The sequence below is a fragment of the Asinibacterium sp. OR53 genome (assembly GCF_000515315.1).
Classification (GTDB): Bacteria; Bacteroidota; Bacteroidia; order Chitinophagales; family Chitinophagaceae; genus Sediminibacterium.
This window is the reverse complement of record NZ_KI911562.1, coordinates 114,683-132,904: the sequence shown is the minus strand read 5'-3', so window position 1 is coordinate 132,904 and position 18,222 is coordinate 114,683. Positions and strand designations below refer to the sequence as shown.

General features: G+C 48.2%; 15 protein-coding genes. 13 read left to right on the top strand and 2 right to left on the bottom strand.

The window, feature by feature from the left end:
* The first annotated feature begins 190 nt into the window (after positions 1-190).
* The 13 genes from mraZ to ftsZ all read left to right on the top strand — a co-directional run bounded on the left by mraZ (position 191) and on the right by ftsZ (position 16,362).
* Positions 191-637, top strand: coding sequence for a division/cell wall cluster transcriptional repressor MraZ (gene mraZ, locus SEDOR53_RS0100595; protein WP_026767964.1), 447 nt, complete (start codon positions 191-193; stop codon positions 635-637).
* Between the two features lies 1 nt (position 638).
* Complete coding sequence (gene rsmH / locus SEDOR53_RS0100590) at positions 639-1,550, top strand: 16S rRNA (cytosine(1402)-N(4))-methyltransferase RsmH (protein ID WP_026767963.1); 912 nt, start codon at positions 639-641, stop codon at positions 1,548-1,550.
* Positions 1,551-1,631: 81 nt separating this feature from the next.
* Complete coding sequence (locus SEDOR53_RS16675; protein ID WP_051416416.1) at positions 1,632-1,952, top strand: FtsL-like putative cell division protein; 321 nt, start codon at positions 1,632-1,634, stop codon at positions 1,950-1,952.
* Positions 1,953-1,954: 2 nt separating this feature from the next.
* Positions 1,955-4,066, top strand: a complete 2,112-nt coding sequence (locus SEDOR53_RS0100580; RefSeq protein WP_026767962.1) for a penicillin-binding protein — start codon at positions 1,955-1,957, stop codon at positions 4,064-4,066.
* A gap of 3 nt (positions 4,067-4,069) precedes the next feature.
* Positions 4,070-5,533 carry a UDP-N-acetylmuramoyl-L-alanyl-D-glutamate--2,6-diaminopimelate ligase gene (locus SEDOR53_RS0100575; protein ID WP_026767961.1) on the top strand — a complete coding sequence of 488 codons (1,464 nt, stop codon included), beginning with the start codon at positions 4,070-4,072 and terminating at the stop codon, positions 5,531-5,533.
* 6 nt (positions 5,534-5,539) lie between these two features.
* Positions 5,540-6,859 carry a phospho-N-acetylmuramoyl-pentapeptide-transferase gene (gene mraY / locus SEDOR53_RS0100570; RefSeq protein WP_026767960.1) on the top strand — a complete coding sequence of 440 codons (1,320 nt, stop codon included), beginning with the start codon at positions 5,540-5,542 and terminating at the stop codon, positions 6,857-6,859.
* Positions 6,860-6,958: 99 nt separating this feature from the next.
* Positions 6,959-8,302, top strand: a complete 1,344-nt coding sequence (gene murD / locus SEDOR53_RS0100565; protein ID WP_026767959.1) for a UDP-N-acetylmuramoyl-L-alanine--D-glutamate ligase — start codon at positions 6,959-6,961, stop codon at positions 8,300-8,302.
* Between the two features lie 3 nt (positions 8,303-8,305).
* Positions 8,306-9,625 (top strand): FtsW/RodA/SpoVE family cell cycle protein, encoded by a 1,320-nt coding sequence (locus tag SEDOR53_RS0100560; protein WP_026767958.1) that lies wholly within the window; start codon positions 8,306-8,308, stop codon positions 9,623-9,625.
* Positions 9,622-10,710, top strand: a complete 1,089-nt coding sequence (gene murG, locus SEDOR53_RS0100555) for an undecaprenyldiphospho-muramoylpentapeptide beta-N-acetylglucosaminyltransferase (protein ID WP_026767957.1) — start codon at positions 9,622-9,624, stop codon at positions 10,708-10,710. Before SEDOR53_RS0100560 ends, murG begins: the two co-directional genes overlap by 4 nt.
* A complete protein-coding gene (murC, locus tag SEDOR53_RS0100550; RefSeq protein ID WP_084220266.1) occupies positions 10,707-12,068 on the top strand; it encodes a UDP-N-acetylmuramate--L-alanine ligase in 1,362 nt (453 codons plus the stop codon). The genes murG and murC overlap by 4 nt, the downstream gene beginning before the upstream one ends.
* The gene (locus SEDOR53_RS16670) at positions 12,065-13,066 is read left to right on the top strand and encodes a cell division protein FtsQ/DivIB (protein ID WP_051416415.1); all 1,002 of its coding nucleotides are present in this window, start codon (positions 12,065-12,067) and stop codon (positions 13,064-13,066) included. The genes murC and SEDOR53_RS16670 overlap by 4 nt, the downstream gene beginning before the upstream one ends.
* Positions 13,063-14,430, top strand: coding sequence for a cell division protein FtsA (gene ftsA, locus SEDOR53_RS0100540; protein WP_026767955.1), 1,368 nt, complete (start codon positions 13,063-13,065; stop codon positions 14,428-14,430). The genes SEDOR53_RS16670 and ftsA overlap by 4 nt, the downstream gene beginning before the upstream one ends.
* Positions 14,431-14,484: 54 nt before the next feature.
* Positions 14,485-16,362: a cell division protein FtsZ gene (ftsZ, locus tag SEDOR53_RS0100535; protein WP_026767954.1), complete on the top strand. Its 1,878-nt coding sequence runs from the start codon at positions 14,485-14,487 to the stop codon at positions 16,360-16,362.
* A 79-nt stretch (positions 16,363-16,441) separates the two neighbouring features.
* Here ftsZ and SEDOR53_RS0100530 read toward each other — a convergent pair whose 3' ends face one another.
* Positions 16,442-17,272 (bottom strand): ABC transporter permease, encoded by an 831-nt coding sequence (locus tag SEDOR53_RS0100530; RefSeq protein WP_026767953.1) that lies wholly within the window; start codon positions 17,270-17,272, stop codon positions 16,442-16,444.
* A gap of 10 nt (positions 17,273-17,282) precedes the next feature.
* Positions 17,283-18,176 carry an ABC transporter ATP-binding protein gene (locus SEDOR53_RS0100525; protein WP_026767952.1) on the bottom strand — a complete coding sequence of 298 codons (894 nt, stop codon included), beginning with the start codon at positions 18,174-18,176 and terminating at the stop codon, positions 17,283-17,285.
* Between the last annotated feature and the right edge of the window lie 46 nt (positions 18,177-18,222).

The window sequence follows — 18,222 nt, the reverse complement described above, 5'->3', positions numbered from 1 at the left end:
CGGTTATTCACACTAATTCACAATTTGCGCAGGGGTGAAACGCCCAAAAATCGAGCAAATTCAATACCTGTAAGCCTTTGAGGCTTATCCTTTTTGTGGATAAATACAAATGTCCCATTTCTTCGCTAAAAGTGGGAAAAAGTGTTATTTTGTGTCAACAAGTGGTAATCTTGGTAATATTTATCAACAAATGAACGGTTTTCACGGCGAATATGAGGCTACGGTAGATGCGAAAGGTCGCTTCCTGCTTCCCGGCGGACTGAAAAAACAGTTACCGGAAGGAGAAGGGCGTTTCATCATCAGCCGTGGTTTCGAAAAATGCCTCACGCTGTACCCGCTCAAAAGTTGGGAATTGATTATTGCCAAGATCAGCCAGTTGAATGATTTCGACCCCAAGGTACGCCAATTCCGTCGTCAGTTCCTGGGCGGGGCAACAGAGGTGGAGCTCGATAGCGCCGGCCGTATGTTGCTGCCCGCTTCGCTGAAGGAATTCGCCAGCCTGAGCAAGGATATAGTCCTGGCCGCGGCCCTTGACCGGTTTGAGATCTGGGATGCCGGTAAGTACAAACAGCTCTTTGAGGATTTTTCTCCGGAAGGATTCAGTGATCTGGCACACGAAGTGATGAAGGACCTGTGATATGAACAACGATTATCACATACCCGTCCTCTATCATGAAACGTTGAACGGTTTGGCCATTAAAGCCGATGGCGTGTATGTGGATTGCACGTTTGGCGGCGGTGGGCATAGCAGGGGTATCCTGGAACAGTTGAACGAAAACGGGAAATTGTTTGCGTTTGACCAGGATGCAGATGCGCAGCGAAATATTCCGAACGATGAACGCGTGGTTTTTGTGCCGCAGAATTTCCGTCACCTGCAACGCTTTTTGCGATTGCACAAAGTGACTGCAGTAGATGGTATTCTGGCCGACCTGGGTGTGAGCAGTCACCAGTTCGATGAAGGCGACCGCGGCTTTTCAACGCGCTTTGCCGGTCCGCTCGATATGCGTATGGACAGGCGGCAGCCCGTATCTGCTGCTGATATTATTCGTACCTACACTGAGCAGCGGCTGCACAAGTTGTTTGAGCAATATGGTGAAGTGTCGAACGCCAAAACGCTGGCGCGCCAGATCGTACAACAAAGAAGTCATTTGCAGGTGGCCACTATTGAACAATTCAAATCACTGATCGCTCCGGTAGTAAAGGGAAATCCCAATAAGTACCTGGCACAGGTATTCCAGGCTCTCCGGATGGAAGTGAACGACGAAATGGGTGCATTACAGGAAATGTTACAGCAGGTCCCTGCTGTGTTGAAACCGGGTGGCCGTGTAGCCATCATCACTTTTCATTCCATAGAAGACAGGATGGTGAAAAATTTTTTCCGCCAGGGAAGTTTCGATGAAACACCCGATAACCCCTTGTTGCCTGTGGTGAAAGAAGAAGTGTTGAAAGTGATTACCAAAAAACCAATCACTGCAAATGATGAAGAGTTGAAGAGGAACAGCAGGAGCAGGAGTGCGAAGTTAAGAGTGGCTGAAAGAACGTCATCCTGAGCGAGCGAAGCGAGTCGAAGGAGCTGCTGAATGCTTCATGAGGCCCCTCGGCTGCGCTCGGGGTGACGATAAGAATGAAACATGGAAAAAACGAACAATACCACCAACAAGAACCCGCTGAAAGGGTTATTGAATTACCAGTGGATCACGAAGAATATTCCCTTCTTCCTGTTCTTGTCGGTATTGGCTGTAGCATACATCGCAAACGGTCACCTGGCAGACAGAACCATGCGCAAGATCACCAGCACCACGAGTGAACTGAAAGAATTGCAATACGAATACAAAACGATCAAGAGTGAAGTGATGTACAGAAGTGAGGAAGAACAAGTAGTGAAAGCGGCCGAGCCGTTGGGGTTGAAAGTAGTGAGGGAAATGCCGCAACGTCTTAAGGCGGAAAAGTAAACATGGAAGTAAAACGCGACATACTATGGAGAGTCTACCTCAGTTATATACTGGTGGTAGTGGTATGTGTTGCAGTGTTTGCCAAAGCGGTGTACATCCAACAGGTGCAGGGAAAATACTGGCGCAGCATGAGCGACAGTCTGCACCAGAAAATAGTGGAGATAGATGCGGAGCGCGGAACCATTTATAGTGAAGACGGTCAGATGCTGAGCACCAGCATTCCGCAATTCGACATCTACATGGATTTCAGGGTGGCGGCCCTTCGCGAAAAGAACGGTCAGCGTTTTCGCGAGAATATAGACTCTTTGAGTTATTGTTTATCCAATCTCTTCGGAGATATGTCGGCCGGTGAATACAAGCAATTGCTTAAGCAAGGTTATCGCGAGAGCAGCGCTTATTTCCCCCTGAAGAAAAAAATATCCTTCAGGCAATACCAGACCCTGCGCAGTTTTCCGCTGTTCAGACAGGGCAAATACAAGAGCGGGATGATTGCCAGTGAACGCACCATACGACTCAACCCATACCAGATGCTGGCGTTCAGAACGATCGGCCTGGCGCGTGACTCGAATAAGGTAGGATTGGAAATGACTTACGACAGCGTGCTCAAAGGAAGGAATGGCAAGCAGCTGGTGCGCTCCATAGCAGGAGGCGTGAATGTGCCGGTGAATGATAACTATGAAGTAGAGCCTGAAACCGGCAAGGACATTGTAAGCACGATAGATGTTTTCATACAGGAAGTGGCGGAGAATGCATTGATGCGGATGTTGATAAAGAATGAAGCGGAACATGGTTGCGCTATTGTGATGGAAACGAAAACAGGCAAGATCAAAGCCATTGCCAATCTGGGCAAGCGCAGTGATGGTAGTTATTGGGAAGATTTCAATTATGCCATCACGCCTTCGGAGCCCGGATCAACTTTTAAGCTGGCCACGCTGATGGCTTTACTGGAAGACAGAAAAGTTTCTTTGAATCAAATGGTGAACCTCGAGCAGGGGAGCTGGAAAGTAGCAGGTCAAACAGTGTTCGACAGCGAAGAGCATCCGCCGGGAGAAGTAACGGTGAAGCGCGCCTTTGAACTCAGTTCGAATGTAGGTATGGCAAAACTTACCCTTGCAGGTTTTGGATCTGCGCCCGGTCAGTTCATCCGCCACCTGAAAAGAATGCGTGTTGATACCATTACAGGTATTGACTTGGCGGGTGAAAAAAGACCGGTGATCTACAAACCCGGCAGCAGGTACTGGGGGCCTACTACATTACCCTGGATGGCTTTCGGTTATAACCTGTCGGTAAGTCCGCTCCAAACCCTGGTGTTGTACAACGCAGTCGCCAACGGTGGTAAAATGATGAAGCCTTATCTCGTAAGCGCCATCAAAGAAGAAGGCTTATTGCTGCGCAGTGTTGAACCGGTGGTAGTGGAAGAAAAGATATGCAGCGATCAAACCCTGCAGGAACTGAAATCCTGTCTCGAAGGCGTTTGCACAGCGGGAACGGCGGCGGGCGTTTTCAAGAACACACCTTATGCAGTGGCCGGTAAAACAGGTACAGCGCTGATGGCGGATAACAACAGGGGGTATGCAGATCAGATATACCAGTCATCCTTTGCAGGTTATTTCCCTGCCGATGACCCGCAGTTTACCTGCGTAGTAGTGATCAAGAACAAGCCGCATGCATTGTTTCACCATGGCGCTTCTGTAGCGGCGCCGGTGTTCAAAGAGATAGCGGACAGGTTGTACAGCAGTTATGTGCGGCAGCCTGTGAAGAAAGAAAGTGAATGGAAGAAAAATGACAGCAGCAGCTTTAATTATACTGGTTTGAAACAAGAGATGGCCTGTGTGGCGAGAACCTTGAAGATACCATATAAAGATACTCCCGAGAGCGTGAACGAGTGGGTTGATTTCGGTGGCAAGCCTATGGGGGCGGTGATGCAACCCAAAACCGTTGACGAAAAATTGATGCCGCAGTTGAAAGGGATGGGACTGAAAGATGTGGTATACCTCTGCGAGAACATGGGTTTGAAAATAAAAGCGAATGGAAGAGGGAAAGTAACTACCCAATCCATTGCAGCCGGACAAATGATCGCAAAAGGGCAACTGGTAACAATAGAACTGAATTAAACAATGGCAAAACTGCAAGACATATTGTATAAAGTGCACCTGACCCAGGTGCATGGTAGCACGGCAGTTGAAGTGAAAGACATACAGATCGACTCGCGCCATGTAAGTGCAGGCTCTGTGTTCGTAGCCATCCGCGGCGCCGCGTCTGACGGACACCGCTTTATTTACAACGCGGTGGAAGCAGGAGCTGTTGCTATTGTATGCGAAGAGATGCCGGAAGTGATGTCAGACGGCGTGACGTACCTGCAAACCAGCAACACGCATGAATCGGTGGCTTATATGGCGCACCAGTTCTATGGGGAGCCATCGCTGAAAATGAAGCTGGTGGGGGTTACCGGTACGAATGGCAAAACAACCATCGCCACCCTGTTGTTCAAATTGTTTACACAGCTGGGATACACTTGCGGGTTGGTAAGCACGGTGCAAAACCAGATCGGCGACAAGATCATCCCCGCAACACATACCACACCCGATGCGGTGAGCCTGAATGCTTTGCTCAAACAGATGCACGACGAAGGATGTACGCATGTATTTATGGAGTGCAGCAGCCACGCCATCCACCAGCATCGCATTACCGGGCTGCAGTTTACCGGGGCCTTGTTCAGCAATATCACACACGACCACCTCGATTACCATAAAACATTCGATGAATACATACGTGTGAAGAAAAGTTTCTTCGATCATTTACCGGCTACCGCTTTCGCCGTTTCAAACGCCGATGATAAGCGGGGGGAAGTGATGCTGCAGAACACACACGCTAAAAAATATTTCTACAGCCTGAAAACGCTTTCTGCCTTCAAAGGAAAAATACTGGAGAATGCGCTGACCGGACTGGTGATGCTGGTGAATGACCAGGAAGTGCATTTCAGGCTGATTGGTGAGTTCAACGCATACAACCTGCTGGCAGTATACGGCGCGGCGATGTGTTTGGGAGAAGACAAGGAGAAAGTGCTGGTGAAGCTGAGTATGCTCACCGGGGCGGAAGGCCGGTTCGATTATATCATCAGCGGCGGGCTGATCATTGGTATTGTTGACTATGCACATACGCCCGATGCATTGGAAAATGTATTGACCACCATACGCAAACTGCGCAAAGGACACGAACAGATCATTACGGTAGTAGGTTGTGGTGGCGACAGGGATAAGACCAAGCGGCCGGTGATGGCGCAGTCTGCCTGTGACCTGAGCGACAAAGTGATCTTCACCAGCGACAACCCCCGCACAGAAGACGCTTCACAGATATTGAGGGATATGGAAGAGGGGTTGTCGAGTGCAGCGAAAAGAAAATACATCTCCATAGTGGATAGAAAAGAAGCGATCAAAACGGCGGTGAGTTTTGCGAATGAAGATGATATCATACTGGTGGCAGGAAAAGGACATGAGAAGTACCAGGACATCGGCGGCGTGAAACATCCGTTTGATGATAAACAAGTGTTACAAGAAATGTTCGAACTGTTGAATAAATAAAACCTTATGCTGTACCAATTATTCACCTGGCTGAAACAAACATTCAACGTTCCCGGAGCGGGGATGTTCCAGTTCCTTACGTTCAGGATTGCGATGGCCATTTTGTTGTCGCTGTTGATTGCTACGGTATATGGTAAACGAGTTATTCTATTCCTGCAACGAAAACAGATTGGCGAGAGTGTGCGTGACCTGGGACTGGAAGGACAGACACAGAAAAAAGGAACACCCACCATGGGGGGCATCATCATATTGCTGAGCATCCTGGTGCCTACACTTTTGTTCGCCAACCTCGATAAAGTGTACATACGCCTGATGGTATTGTGTACGGTATGGCTGGGTGTGATCGGTTTCCTGGATGACCACTTCAAAATACGCGCACGCAAAGCGGCACAGGCCAAGGGCGAAACCTATAAAAAGAAAGACAGCGACGGACTGGCCGGTGTTTCCAAGATCATCGGGCAGATCGGTCTGGGTATCATCATCAGCACTACCCTTTACTTCAGTAATGCGGTTACGGTAGAGCGGGAAGTGATTGGGAATGTCTTTGTGAAAGACAGCGTGCTGCACAGGGGGGAACATTTTGCCAAAGACTCCAACATTGTAGTGAAGAAGATAGATGGGGTGGAAAGAAAATTCGTTCGAGTGAAAACGCCCATCACTACCATTCCTTTTGTAAAGAACCACGAGTTCAACTACAGCAGGCTGCTCACCTGGATAGGTGAAGGCGCGGAGAAATACACATGGATCATTTATACCATCATCATCACGCTGATCATTACGGCAGTGAGTAACGGCGCTAACCTTACGGATGGACTTGATGGACTCGCCGCGGGCACCAGCGCCATCATTGGTGCGGGCATCGGTTTGTTCGTGTATTTGAGTGGTAACTATAAGTTCGCCGATTACCTCAACATCATGTACATACCTAACCTGGGTGAGCTGTCCATATTCGTGGGCGCTTTTGTAGGTGCGTGCATCGGGTTTCTCTGGTACAACGCCTATCCCGCGCAGGTGTTCATGGGTGATACGGGCAGCCTGGCATTGGGAGGTATCATCGCATCACTGGCGGTGATCGTGCGGAAAGAATGGCTGATACCCATTTTCTGCGGTGTGTTCCTGGTAGAGAACCTGAGCGTGATCATACAGGTTTCTTATTTCAAATACACGAAGAAGAAATACGGGGAAGGCAGGCGGGTGTTCCTGATGAGTCCGCTCCATCACCATTACCAGAAAAAAGGGTTTCATGAAAATAAGATCGTGCTGCGGTTTTGGATTGTAACGGTATTGCTGATGATTGCCTCGATTGTGACGTTGAAAATTAGATAGGATCGTCATCCCGAGCGCAGCCGAGGGATCTGACCGAATGCTCAGCAGGTCCTTCGACTCGCTTCGCTCGCTCAGGATGACGGGAGAAAAAAAGAAAAAATGAACAAACACAGACTAATCATATTAGGTGGAGGAGAGAGCGGTGTAGGTGCTGCTTTACTAGGTAAACAAAAAGGATACGACGTGTTTGTGAGCGATGGAGGAGCCATCAAAGACAAATACAAACAAGAGCTCATTGAAAACAATATAGCATTTGAAGAAGGGCAGCATACTGTGGAACTGGTACTGAACGCCAGTGAAGTGATGAAGAGTCCGGGTATTCCTGAAAAAAACGAACTGGTAAAACAGATCAGGGCCAAAGGAATACCGGTGATCAGCGAGATAGAACTGGCGTACCGTTTCAAAGGCGATAGCAAGATCATTGCCATCACGGGCAGCAATGGAAAGAGTACCACTACGGCGCTTACTTATCATATCTGCAAAACAGCGGGTCTCGATTGCGCCATGGTAGGCAATATCGGCTACTCTTTTGCCAAACAAGTGGCAGAAGATCCTAAACAATGGTATGTAGCTGAGATCAGCTCTTTTCAACTGGATGATATCAAAGATTTCCGGCCCGATGTAAGTGTGTTGTTGAATATCACGGAAGACCATCTCGACAGGTATGAATACCAGTTCGAGAATTACATCAACAGTAAGTTTCGGATCATCCAGAACCAGACCATGAACGATTATTTCATTTACTGTGCAGACGATGAAGTGATCATGAACCATTTGACTTTACTAACCATCCATACTAACCCATTACCATTCTCTATGAAACACGAAGTAAAAAAAGGCGGCTACATCAAAGGCGACCAGATGATGCTAAGAATACAGGACGAACGCGTAAGCATGAGCATTTATGACTTTGCGTTAAAAGGTAAACACAATAACTACAATACTATGGCAGCAGGTATTGCCGCAACCACCATTGGTATCCGAAAGGAAAAGATACGCGAAGCCGTGAAGGATTTCCATAGCCTGGAACACCGGATGGAATTCGTGGCCATGGTAAGGGGCGTTGAATTCATCAACGACAGCAAAGCAACCAATGTGAACAGCACCTGGTATGCGCTGGAAAGTATGAACAAACCCACCGTACTGATATTGGGCGGTACGGACAAGGGAAACGATTACGCTTTACTGAACGACCTGGTAAAGGATCACGTAAAAGCGATCGTATGTATGGGGGTTGATAACAAAAAGATCATAGCCGCTTTTAAAGATATTGTTCCGGTGATCATTGAAACCGATAGTGCCAAGAAAGCGGTGAACGCTTCTTTCAAACTGGCTGCAAAAGGTGATGTGGTATTGTTGAGTCCGGCCTGCGCCAGCTTCGACCTGTTCAAAAATTATGAAGACAGAGGTAAGCAGTTTAAAGATGCTGTAAAAGAACTATAAAACATGATTGAAACAAAAGATAAACTGTTCTCTCAAATGCCTTCGGTGGAAGGCATGCGCAACCAGCTCGTGTACCGCACGAGGGGAGATAAGTTTATCTGGGGCATCGTAGTGCTGTTATCACTGGTTTCCATACTGGTGGTATACAGCGCTACGGGATCGTTGGCCTATAAGATGTATAAAGGGAATACCAGCATTTACCTGTTCAAGCAGGTTTCATTTACCATGATAGGTGTGTTGCTGATCTATTTCCTGCATCGCATCAACTATACGTTGTTCTCGCGTGTGGCTACGATCCTGTTCCTGCTTTCCATCCCCCTGCTGATCTATACATTGTTTTTCGGAGCGAAGATCAACGATGGCAGCCGCTGGATCAAACTGCCCATCATCAACCTTACCATACAGACCAGTGACCTGGCCAAGCTGGCATTGTTTATGTATATATCCAGGATGCTGAGTAAAAAGCAGGAAATGATCAAGGACTTCAAAAAAGGATTCCTTCCGGTGGTAACACCCGTGCTCATCATCTGCGCGCTGATCATGCCGGCGAATCTTTCCAATGCCTTGCTCACCGGCGCTACTTCTTTACTGCTCATGTTCATTGGCAGGGTAAGCATCCGGCATATCCTGCTGACCATCGGCGTAGCGTTGATTCCTGTGGCATTGATTGTATTGGTAGCGGTTGTTACCTACGATGGAAAACAAAAAGAAGACAATAAAAAAACAACGGCGGCAGAGAAAGTAAAATCATTCGGACGATTTGGTACCTGGGTAAAACGTGTGCAGGACTTTGTGTATGCCAAAGACACCGAAACCCCATACCAGGTACAGCAAGCCAAGATCGCTATTGCCAATGGCAGTGTGCTGGTAGGATTGGGCCCTGGTAATAGTCGCCAACGGAATTTCTTGCCACAGGCTTATAACGACTTCATCTATTCCATCATCATAGAAGAATATGGTTTATTGGGCGGGGCGTTCATGATATTCATATACCTGGTATTCCTGTTCAGGTGTATCAGGATATTCAGGCGATGTCCGTATGCGTTTGGCGCTTTCCTGGCACTGGGACTGAGCTTTACCCTTGTGATACAAGCGGTGGCCAATATGGCTGTGAACGTGAACATTGTACCGGTAACCGGTGTAACACTTCCGCTGGTGAGTATGGGAGGTAGTTCGTTCCTGTTCACCTGCGCGGCTATTGGTATTATTTTAAGTGTGGCGAGAAATGTGGAACAACAGGAAGGAAAAGTGCAGGAGCCGGTGGTGGATCATTTGGCGCCGGTGGAAGAAGGAATCGTTGACCAACAAGGAGTAAAAAAATGAAACGAATCATCATAGCCGGTGGCGGCACCGGCGGACATATTTTCCCAGCCATTGCCATTGCCAATGCGTTGAAGCAGCAAGCGCCCGACACGGAAATATTGTTCATAGGTGCGCAGGGTAAGATGGAGATGGAGAAAGTGCCGCAGGCGGGATATGCTATACAGGGACTGGATATAGCAGGATTCAACAGAAGTTCTTTGATCAAAAATATCAGTCTTCCTTATAAACTGGTAAAGAGTTTTTACCAGGTACGGAAGATCGTAAACGCTTTTCAACCAGATGCAGCAGTAGGTGTAGGTGGTTATTCCAGTTTCCCGGTATTGCGTTATGCGCAGTCGAAAGGAATACCCACGTTCATCCATGAGAGCAATTCCTTTGCAGGCAAGAGCAATATCCTGTTAGGAAAGAACGCTACGGAAATATTTGTGGCATCGGCGGGAATGGAAAAGTTTTTTCCGGCAGCTAAGTTATTGGTAACAGGTAACCCGGTTAGAAAAGCCATTATTCAATCTGCTATGGCGCGCGAGGAAGCCATCCGTTTTTTCGGACTCGATCCGAACAAGACCACCGTGCTGGTGGTGGGCGGTAGCCTGGGTGCCCGCAGCATAAACGAAGTAGTGGCTTCGCATGTTACCGATCTGTTGTCATTGGATTTACAAATGATCTGGCAAACCGGTAAGAACGGTGCCGAAGGATACAAAGAGAGAGGCAAACCATTTCCCAATGTATGGGTAGATGCATTCATTACGGAGATGGACAAAGCCTATGCTGCGGCCGACCTGGTGGTATCGAGGGCCGGGGCTATGTCGGTAGCCGAATTGTGTGTGGCAGGCAAGCCGGTGATATTCGTGCCTTATCCGCACGCCGCGGAAGATCACCAGACTGTGAATGCAAAATACCTGGTGAATAAAGAGGCTGCTTTGCTGGTGAAAGATGAACAAGTGCGGGTGAAACTGTTCTCTACCATCGTTCAACTGGCGAAAGACAAACAAAAACAACATGAACTGCACGAGCGCATTAGTCAGTTCGCTGTTACCAATGCAGATGAAGTGATCGCAACCGAAATATTAAAACATTTGAAGTGAACCCACTGGCAACCATACAAAAGATATATTTCATAGGCATCGGCGGTATTGGCATGAGTGCGCTGGCCCGTTATTTCCATGCAAAAGGAGTGGATGTGAGCGGGTACGACAAAACATCCACGCCACTGACACGAGCCCTGGAAGACAGCGGGATAAAGATTCATTACGAAGAGCGGGTAGACCTGGCGCCCAAAGACGTCGATGTAGTAGTGTACACGCCTGCCATTCCTGCGCAGCATGCAGAGCTGGTGTATTACAAAGAACATGGTTACACAGTGGTGAAGCGAAGCGATGTATTGCAATGGATTACCGAAAGTTCTTTCAATATCTGTGTGGGGGGCACGCACGGTAAAACAACCGTTACCACCATGATCGCACACTTGCTGCGCCACTCGGGTTATGGATGTAATGCCTTCCTGGGAGGTATATCGGCTAATTACCAAACCAATTTCTGGAGCAGCGAAAGAAATGTAGTGGTGGTAGAGGCCGATGAATACGACCGCAGCTTTCTGAAACTGGTACCTGATGTAGCGGTGATCACAGCGATGGATCCCGACCATCTCGATATCTATGGTACGGCGGAAGAAGTGGAGAAAGCCTTCATCCAGTTCTCACAGAAAGTAAAACCGGGCGGATGCCTGGTAACCAAATACGGATTGAAGCGGGGCGCCGACCTGAAAGCGGCGCACCATTTTGAATACAGTGTGGATAATACGGCTGCCGGCGTGCATGCGGCAGATATCAAAGTAGAACAAGGCAGTTACCGCTTTGATGTGGTAGCAGAAAACTGGAAACTGAACGATGTGGTATTGCATGTAGGCGGATTGCACAATATTGAAAACGTGCTGGCGGCGATTACCGTAGCGAAATACTTACAGATAAGCGATGAGCAGATCAAAGCGGCAGTGGCCGACTTCAAAGGTGTACACCGGCGCTTTGAGTATGCACTGAAAAGTGGGAACCATATATTAATAGATGACTACGCGCACCACCCGGAAGAACTGCGAGCGCTGATCAGCGGTGTACGGAGTTTGTTTGGAAAAGAGCGGCTGGTACTGGTATTTCAACCTCACCTGTTCAGCAGAACAAAAGACCTGGCCGATGCATTTGCAGAGAGCCTTGATGTGGCCGATGAAGTGATCCTCCTGCCCATTTACCCTGCAAGGGAATTGCCGATGGAGGGAGTGAGCAGTGAATTGATATTGAACAAAATGAAATTGAAACATAAACAGGTGCTCGATAAAGAAATGATGAAAGGATGGATGAAGGAGCACAGGCCCGGACTGGTAGTGATGGCGGGTGCAGGAGATATTGATGCACAGGTGCTGCAAGTAAAAGAATTGCTGTTGCAAGCATGATGGAAAACAAAGCGAACTGGAAAAAACGATTGGAGCAGGTTTTGTGGCTGCTCGCCGGCATCGGCGCCATCGTGCTGATGGGCGCCGCTATGCGGAAAAAAGACCAGAAGCTTTGTACGGATATCAGGATCGAGATCGTGGGAACAGAACAGCAGATGTTCATTGATGAAAAAGACATTGCCGATCTGTTGAAAAAGAACGGCGAAGTGATAGGAGAACCGGTGGCCATGCTGAACCTGCGTAATATGGAAACACTGATTGAAAAAGATCCCTGGGTAAAGAATGCAGAAATGTTCTTTGATAACCAACAGGTGCTGGATGTTCGCATAGAAGAAAGAGAACCTGTGGCGCGTGTTTTTACGAAGCAGGGCGGCTCGTTCTATGTAGACAGGGAAGGACTTCGATTGCCGCTCAGCGAAAAGTTATCGGCCCGCGTACCGGTATTCACCAATTTCCCTTCGGAGAAAGTGAACCTATCAAAACCCGATAGCGCCCTCCTGAAAAACGTAGTGAGCCTGGGCCGTTATGTGCTGGCAGATTCTTTCTGGATGGCACAAACAGCACAGATAGACATCACGCCCGAAGCAAATTTTGAGCTGGTGCCCGTGATCGGTAACCATACAGTGGCGCTGGGCAATGCTTCGGAGCTGGACAGCAAATTCAACAGGTTGTATACGTTTTACCGGCAAGCCTGGTTGCAGAATGGTATGCAAACCTATTCCCACCTCGATGTGCAATTTCACAATGAGGTAGTGGCCACCAAGAGAAATTATACGAAGCCGGTTGTGAAGGATTCGCTGGCTGTGACAACTGCTCCTGTAACACATACGACTCCTGCGGCGGCGCCAGTAAATGTTAAACCCGCAGCAAAAAAGAACAGTACAACAAAATCTGTTGGGACTGCAAGCAATAAAAGAAGTAATAATTCGTTAACGAAGGAGCGAAAGGCAAAGGCCGTTATGAAAAAGCAAACAACAACTAAAACACATACGCTATGAATCACAATGAACCACCCATCATTGTTGGTCTCGACATCGGAACTACCAAGATCGCAGCTATTGCCGGCCGCAAGAACGAACACGGCAAACTGGAGATATTGGGTTTCGGCCGCGCCAACAGCAATGGTGTGCAGCACGGGCAGGTATTGAACATCGACCAGACCATCAAAGCCATTCAGCAGGCTTTGTTGAACTGTTACGAGAGCAACCCGGAATTGGAGATCAATGAAGTGTACGTGGGTATTGCCGGACATCATATCAAGAGCCTGCAAACCCGCGGCGACATTGTTCGTCAGGATCCTGAAACCGAGATACAACGCTGGGAAATCGATCAACTGCTCAACAACCAGCGCAAGACCTTTATTCCCGCAGGTGACCAGATCATCGACGTGATACCGCAGGATTTCCATGTAGACAATATCCAGAACATCAAAGACCCTGTTGGATATAATGGTGTGAAAGTGGGAGCGAATTTCCACATCATCACGGGCGACCGAAATGCCATCCGCAACATCAACCGTGCTGTTGAAAGAAGCAGCCTGGTAACCAAAGACCTGGTATTGCAACCGCTGGCATCGGCAAGTGCGGTGATGAGTGATATAGATATGGAAGCCGGTGTGGCCATACTGGATATCGGTGGTGGCACGAGCGACCTGGCAGTTTTCTATGAAGGCATATTGAAACACACAGCAGTGATACCGTTCGGTGGAGAGAACATCACCAACGATATCCGGATGGGACTGGGTGTACTCAAGAGCCAGGCCGAAGCCATGAAAGTGCAGTTCGGCAGTGCCTTGGCCGATGAAGCCAAGAGCAACGCCTTCATCACCATACCTGGGTTGAAAGGCATGCCTGCCAAAGAGATCAGTGTGAAGAACCTGGCGGCCATCATACAGGCGCGCATGAGCGAGATACTGGATTTTGTTACCTATCATATCAAACAAGTGGGTCTCGACAGCCGCGCCCTGAACGGCGGTATCATTTTAACCGGTGGTGGTTCGCAGCTGAAGCACCTGATACAATTAACAGAATATACAACAGGCCTGAATGCACGCATCGGGTTGCCCAATGAGCACCTGGCGCCTAATCATATAGAGGAACTGAAGAAGCCGATGTATGCTACCTGCCTGGGACTGATATTGAAAGGTTACAGCGATTACGATCATCAATACAAAGAGTTTGCAGAGAAATTCAAGAAAGTGGAAGTGCCCAGATCGCTGACGGTAATAGCGGCAGAACAACCGGAAGTGCCGTTGATGAATGTACGCGCGGAAGCCGGCGAAAGAAAGCCGAAGTTCTGGGACAAGTTCAAGAACAACCTGATAGAACTTTTCAAAGAAGAAGAAGATCAAGTCATCCGATAACTTCAATCCATATCCTATGTACCACTAACATCTACCTAACCCAAATAATACGCTATGATTCATTTTGATCTTCCCAAACAAAAATCCTCCATCATCAAGGTCCTCGGTGTAGGGGGTGGGGGAAGCAACGCGGTTAACTTCATGTTCGAGCAGCACATAGAAGGCGTTGATTTTATTATATGCAATACCGATGCGAAAGCCATTGAACAGAGTGAAGTGCCGAACAAGATCCAACTGGGGCCACATCTTACACAGGGTTTAGGTGCAGGCGCCAATCCCGAGATTGGTAAGAGAGCTACGGAAGAGTCGCTCGAAGAAATCAAACGCATACTGGAAGTGAATACCAAAATGGCATTCATTACAGTAGGCATGGGCGGCGGTACCGGTACCGGCGGCGCTCCCATCGTTGCACAGATCTGTAAAGACCTGGGCATCCTTACCGTGGGTATTGTTACCACGCCATTTGGCTTTGAAGGTCCGCGCAGGCAACTGCAGGCCGAAGAAGGCATCCGCCAGCTGAAACCTTATGTAGATACTTTGCTGGTGATCAGCAACGACAAGCTGCGCATGCAATACGGCAACCTGAAAATGAAAGAAGCTTTCTGCAAAGCCGATAATGTATTGGCCACTGCAGCTAAGTGTATCACCGATATCATCAACAGTAAAGGCCATATCATTGTTGACTTTGCCGATGTATGCACCGTGATGAAGAGCGGAGGCGTAGCCATATTGGGTAAAGCCGAAGTAGAAGGTGAGGACAGGGCCGAGCGCGCCATCGAAGAAGCGCTGGCTTCTCCTTTATTGAATGATAACGATATCAGGGGAGCCAAATGGATCCTCATCAATATCAATAGCGCCGAAGGTGATCATGAATGTACGATGGATGAACTGGAAACCATCAATAATTACCTGCGTTTGCAGGCAGGACCCGATACCGATGTGATTGTAGGTATGGGATACGATCAATCGCTCGACAGGAAAATAGGCATCACTTTGATCGCTACCGGTTTTGAACACAAAGATCCTTTTGCCAAACCCGTAGCCGTTAAAAAAGCAGAGCCGCAACCTGAAAAGATCATGATGACATTGGGCGAAGATGCAGAAGCGCCCAAAGCAGCGCCACAGCCTGTACAACAGGTGTTACCGTTGGAAGAAGTAGATCCTTTCGCTCCGCAGATGCAGGAAGTGCCGGTACAGGAACCTGTGCTGAATATTTTCCCAACAGTTGTTGAAACCGTACAGCCGGTTACACCTGTTCGGGAAGAAGAAAAGGAAACGATGGTATTGCAGTTCGAACTGAATCCTGAAATAACCGACGAGGTAAAAGTACCCGACACTGTGCAGGAAGAAGTACATGTTCCGCGGAAAGTGATCGCAGATGAGATGCTGCAATTCAAAGTAACGGAACATCCGGCCCAGCCTGCCGCTGCTGCTACTGAACCGGCTGCTGTGTCATACCTCAGCAAGCCATCTAATATTTATGCATCGGAAGAGCCGGTAGCCCAGGCGCCTGCGCCAAAGCCGCAGCCTCAACCTCAACCACAGCCGCAGGTGCAACAGCAGCCTCAACCTGTACAGGAAGAGCTGCCGATGGAAATGCAGTTGGTAGAGCGTGAGGAGAAAAAAGCGCCGCAAGCCCAGCCCCAGCCAGTGATTGACGATGTGTTGGATGATGTGGAAGAGCAGAAAAGAAGGGCAGCAGAAAGGATACATAAGCTGCGCAATCTTTCTTACAACATGAACAGTGCAGCAGATGCCAACAATGAATTTGATACAGTTCCGGCTTACGTACGCCGTAATATGGAACTGTTTGGTAATACACTTACTTCGGTAGAAAACTTTTACAGCAAGTACACGGTAAGTAAGGACGAGAACAACCAAGCACAGATATCAACCATCAATACTTTTTTGGATGGAAAGAAGCCTGACTAAAGATGGTGTAAGAATTTTTGTTTAGCCTGGTGATTTTAGTTGTTTGCCCCCGATTGCTGAAAGTCGGGGGTTTTTTTATTTACAGGTCGCGCTTTTTCTGCACGGCGTAGCAGACGTACCAGATGATGGCCGTTAGCGCGATGGTGAGTAGGATCTGTGTGGGAACATTGCTCAGCGCATTATCGTAACCCTGTTTGGCATCTTTACCCCAATGCCCTACAAATGCAGGTGGGATGATCATGCGGTCAGATATTTTGAAAGGAAGCAATCTCGCTACGATATCGAGGTGCAGTTTGTATTTGAAATAACTGGCCGCGATGTTCTCGATGATCAGGTAATAGAAAACAAAAATTCCCAATGCGATAAAGGCTCTTTTGATGAGGAAACCCAGCAGGAAAGCGATGGACAATTGGGCGAAAGACTGTAGCAGGAACAGTGGTATATATTGCAGTTGCTCGCTCCACCGGTAGTAGTACATTTTATCCGATGCGAAGCCGAAAGCACAGGCTACCAGTGTATATACGATTGTTATGATCACCGACACAGTAAGCACCCCCATCATTTTGGCTGTGATGAATTGCCGGCGGCTCCATCCGTCAATAATATTCTGGCGATGTGTGCGGAACTGGTATTCGTTGGCAATAAGCATGATAACCAATATAGAGGGCAACATGAGAAAAAAAGAAGAAAAATAAGCCACCGTATGCCAGGTTTCAGGGAATGCATACGGGTTACCCAACAGCATTTTGGCAAGCATATTGGTCATGTCTTTGCCGGAAGTGATGGTGTCATACAGGTTATACATCATCAGGTTGATGCCGGGATACGTGAGCATCACGATCGCCAGCATCCACCAGAATGCGCGGTATTTTTTCAGCTTCAGCCATTCAATTTTCAGTAAAGCGAACATAGTGTTGGTCTTATTCGTTTGTTAATTCAAAGAATTTAGCTTCCAGGCTTTTCTTCTTCATCACCAGCAGGTTGAGGGCAACACCTTTTTCAAAACAGAAGCGGTTGATGTCTTCAAGCCTTGCCGTTCCTACGGGGAAATACAATTGTATATTCTTTCCATCCTGTTTAATAGAAGTGTAGCCCGGAAAATATTCCAGCGCTGCGCGCAGCTGGTCGGGTTGCGAGGAAGATACTTCGGCAATGTCTTCATTCGCGAGTACTTCATCTACCTGCCCGGCTGTGAGGAGGGTTCCTTTTTTGAGGATGGCCACATGGGTACATACTTTCTCTACTTCATCGAGCAGGTGGCTGGCCATGATAATGGTCTTGCCCTGTTTTGCCAGGTTTTTGATGAGTTCGCGTATCTCGGCAATGCCTACAGGGTCCAGTCCGTTCGTAGGTTCATCGAAGACCAGCACCTGCGGACTACCCAATAAAGCGGCGCCGATGGCGAGCCGTTGTTTCATACCCAGGCTATACGTGCTGAACTTGCTTTTTTTTCTAGCTGTGAGTCCAACGATGTCGATTACTTTATCGATGTCTTCAGGCACGCCCCTGCCACTGATGGCTTGGGTGATCTGCAGGTTGTCTACGGCCGATAAATAATGATAGAGATTGGGTGTTTCGAGCAGTGCACCAATCTGTTTCCGTGTTTCGGCTGAGCCTGGTTGTCCGAACCAACTGAAACTGCCGGCATCCTGCCGGAGAATATCGAGTATGATGCTGAGCAATGTGGTTTTGCCGCTGCCATTGGGGCCAAGGATACCAAACACCGATCCTTGCGGCACATCGAATGATACCTCGTTAAGCGCTTTGATGGGGCCATAAGATTTACTGATGGCCTGTAGCGAGAGCACTGACATGAGCAGTTATTTGTTTAAAGATAGGGAAATGACTAATATGACGACG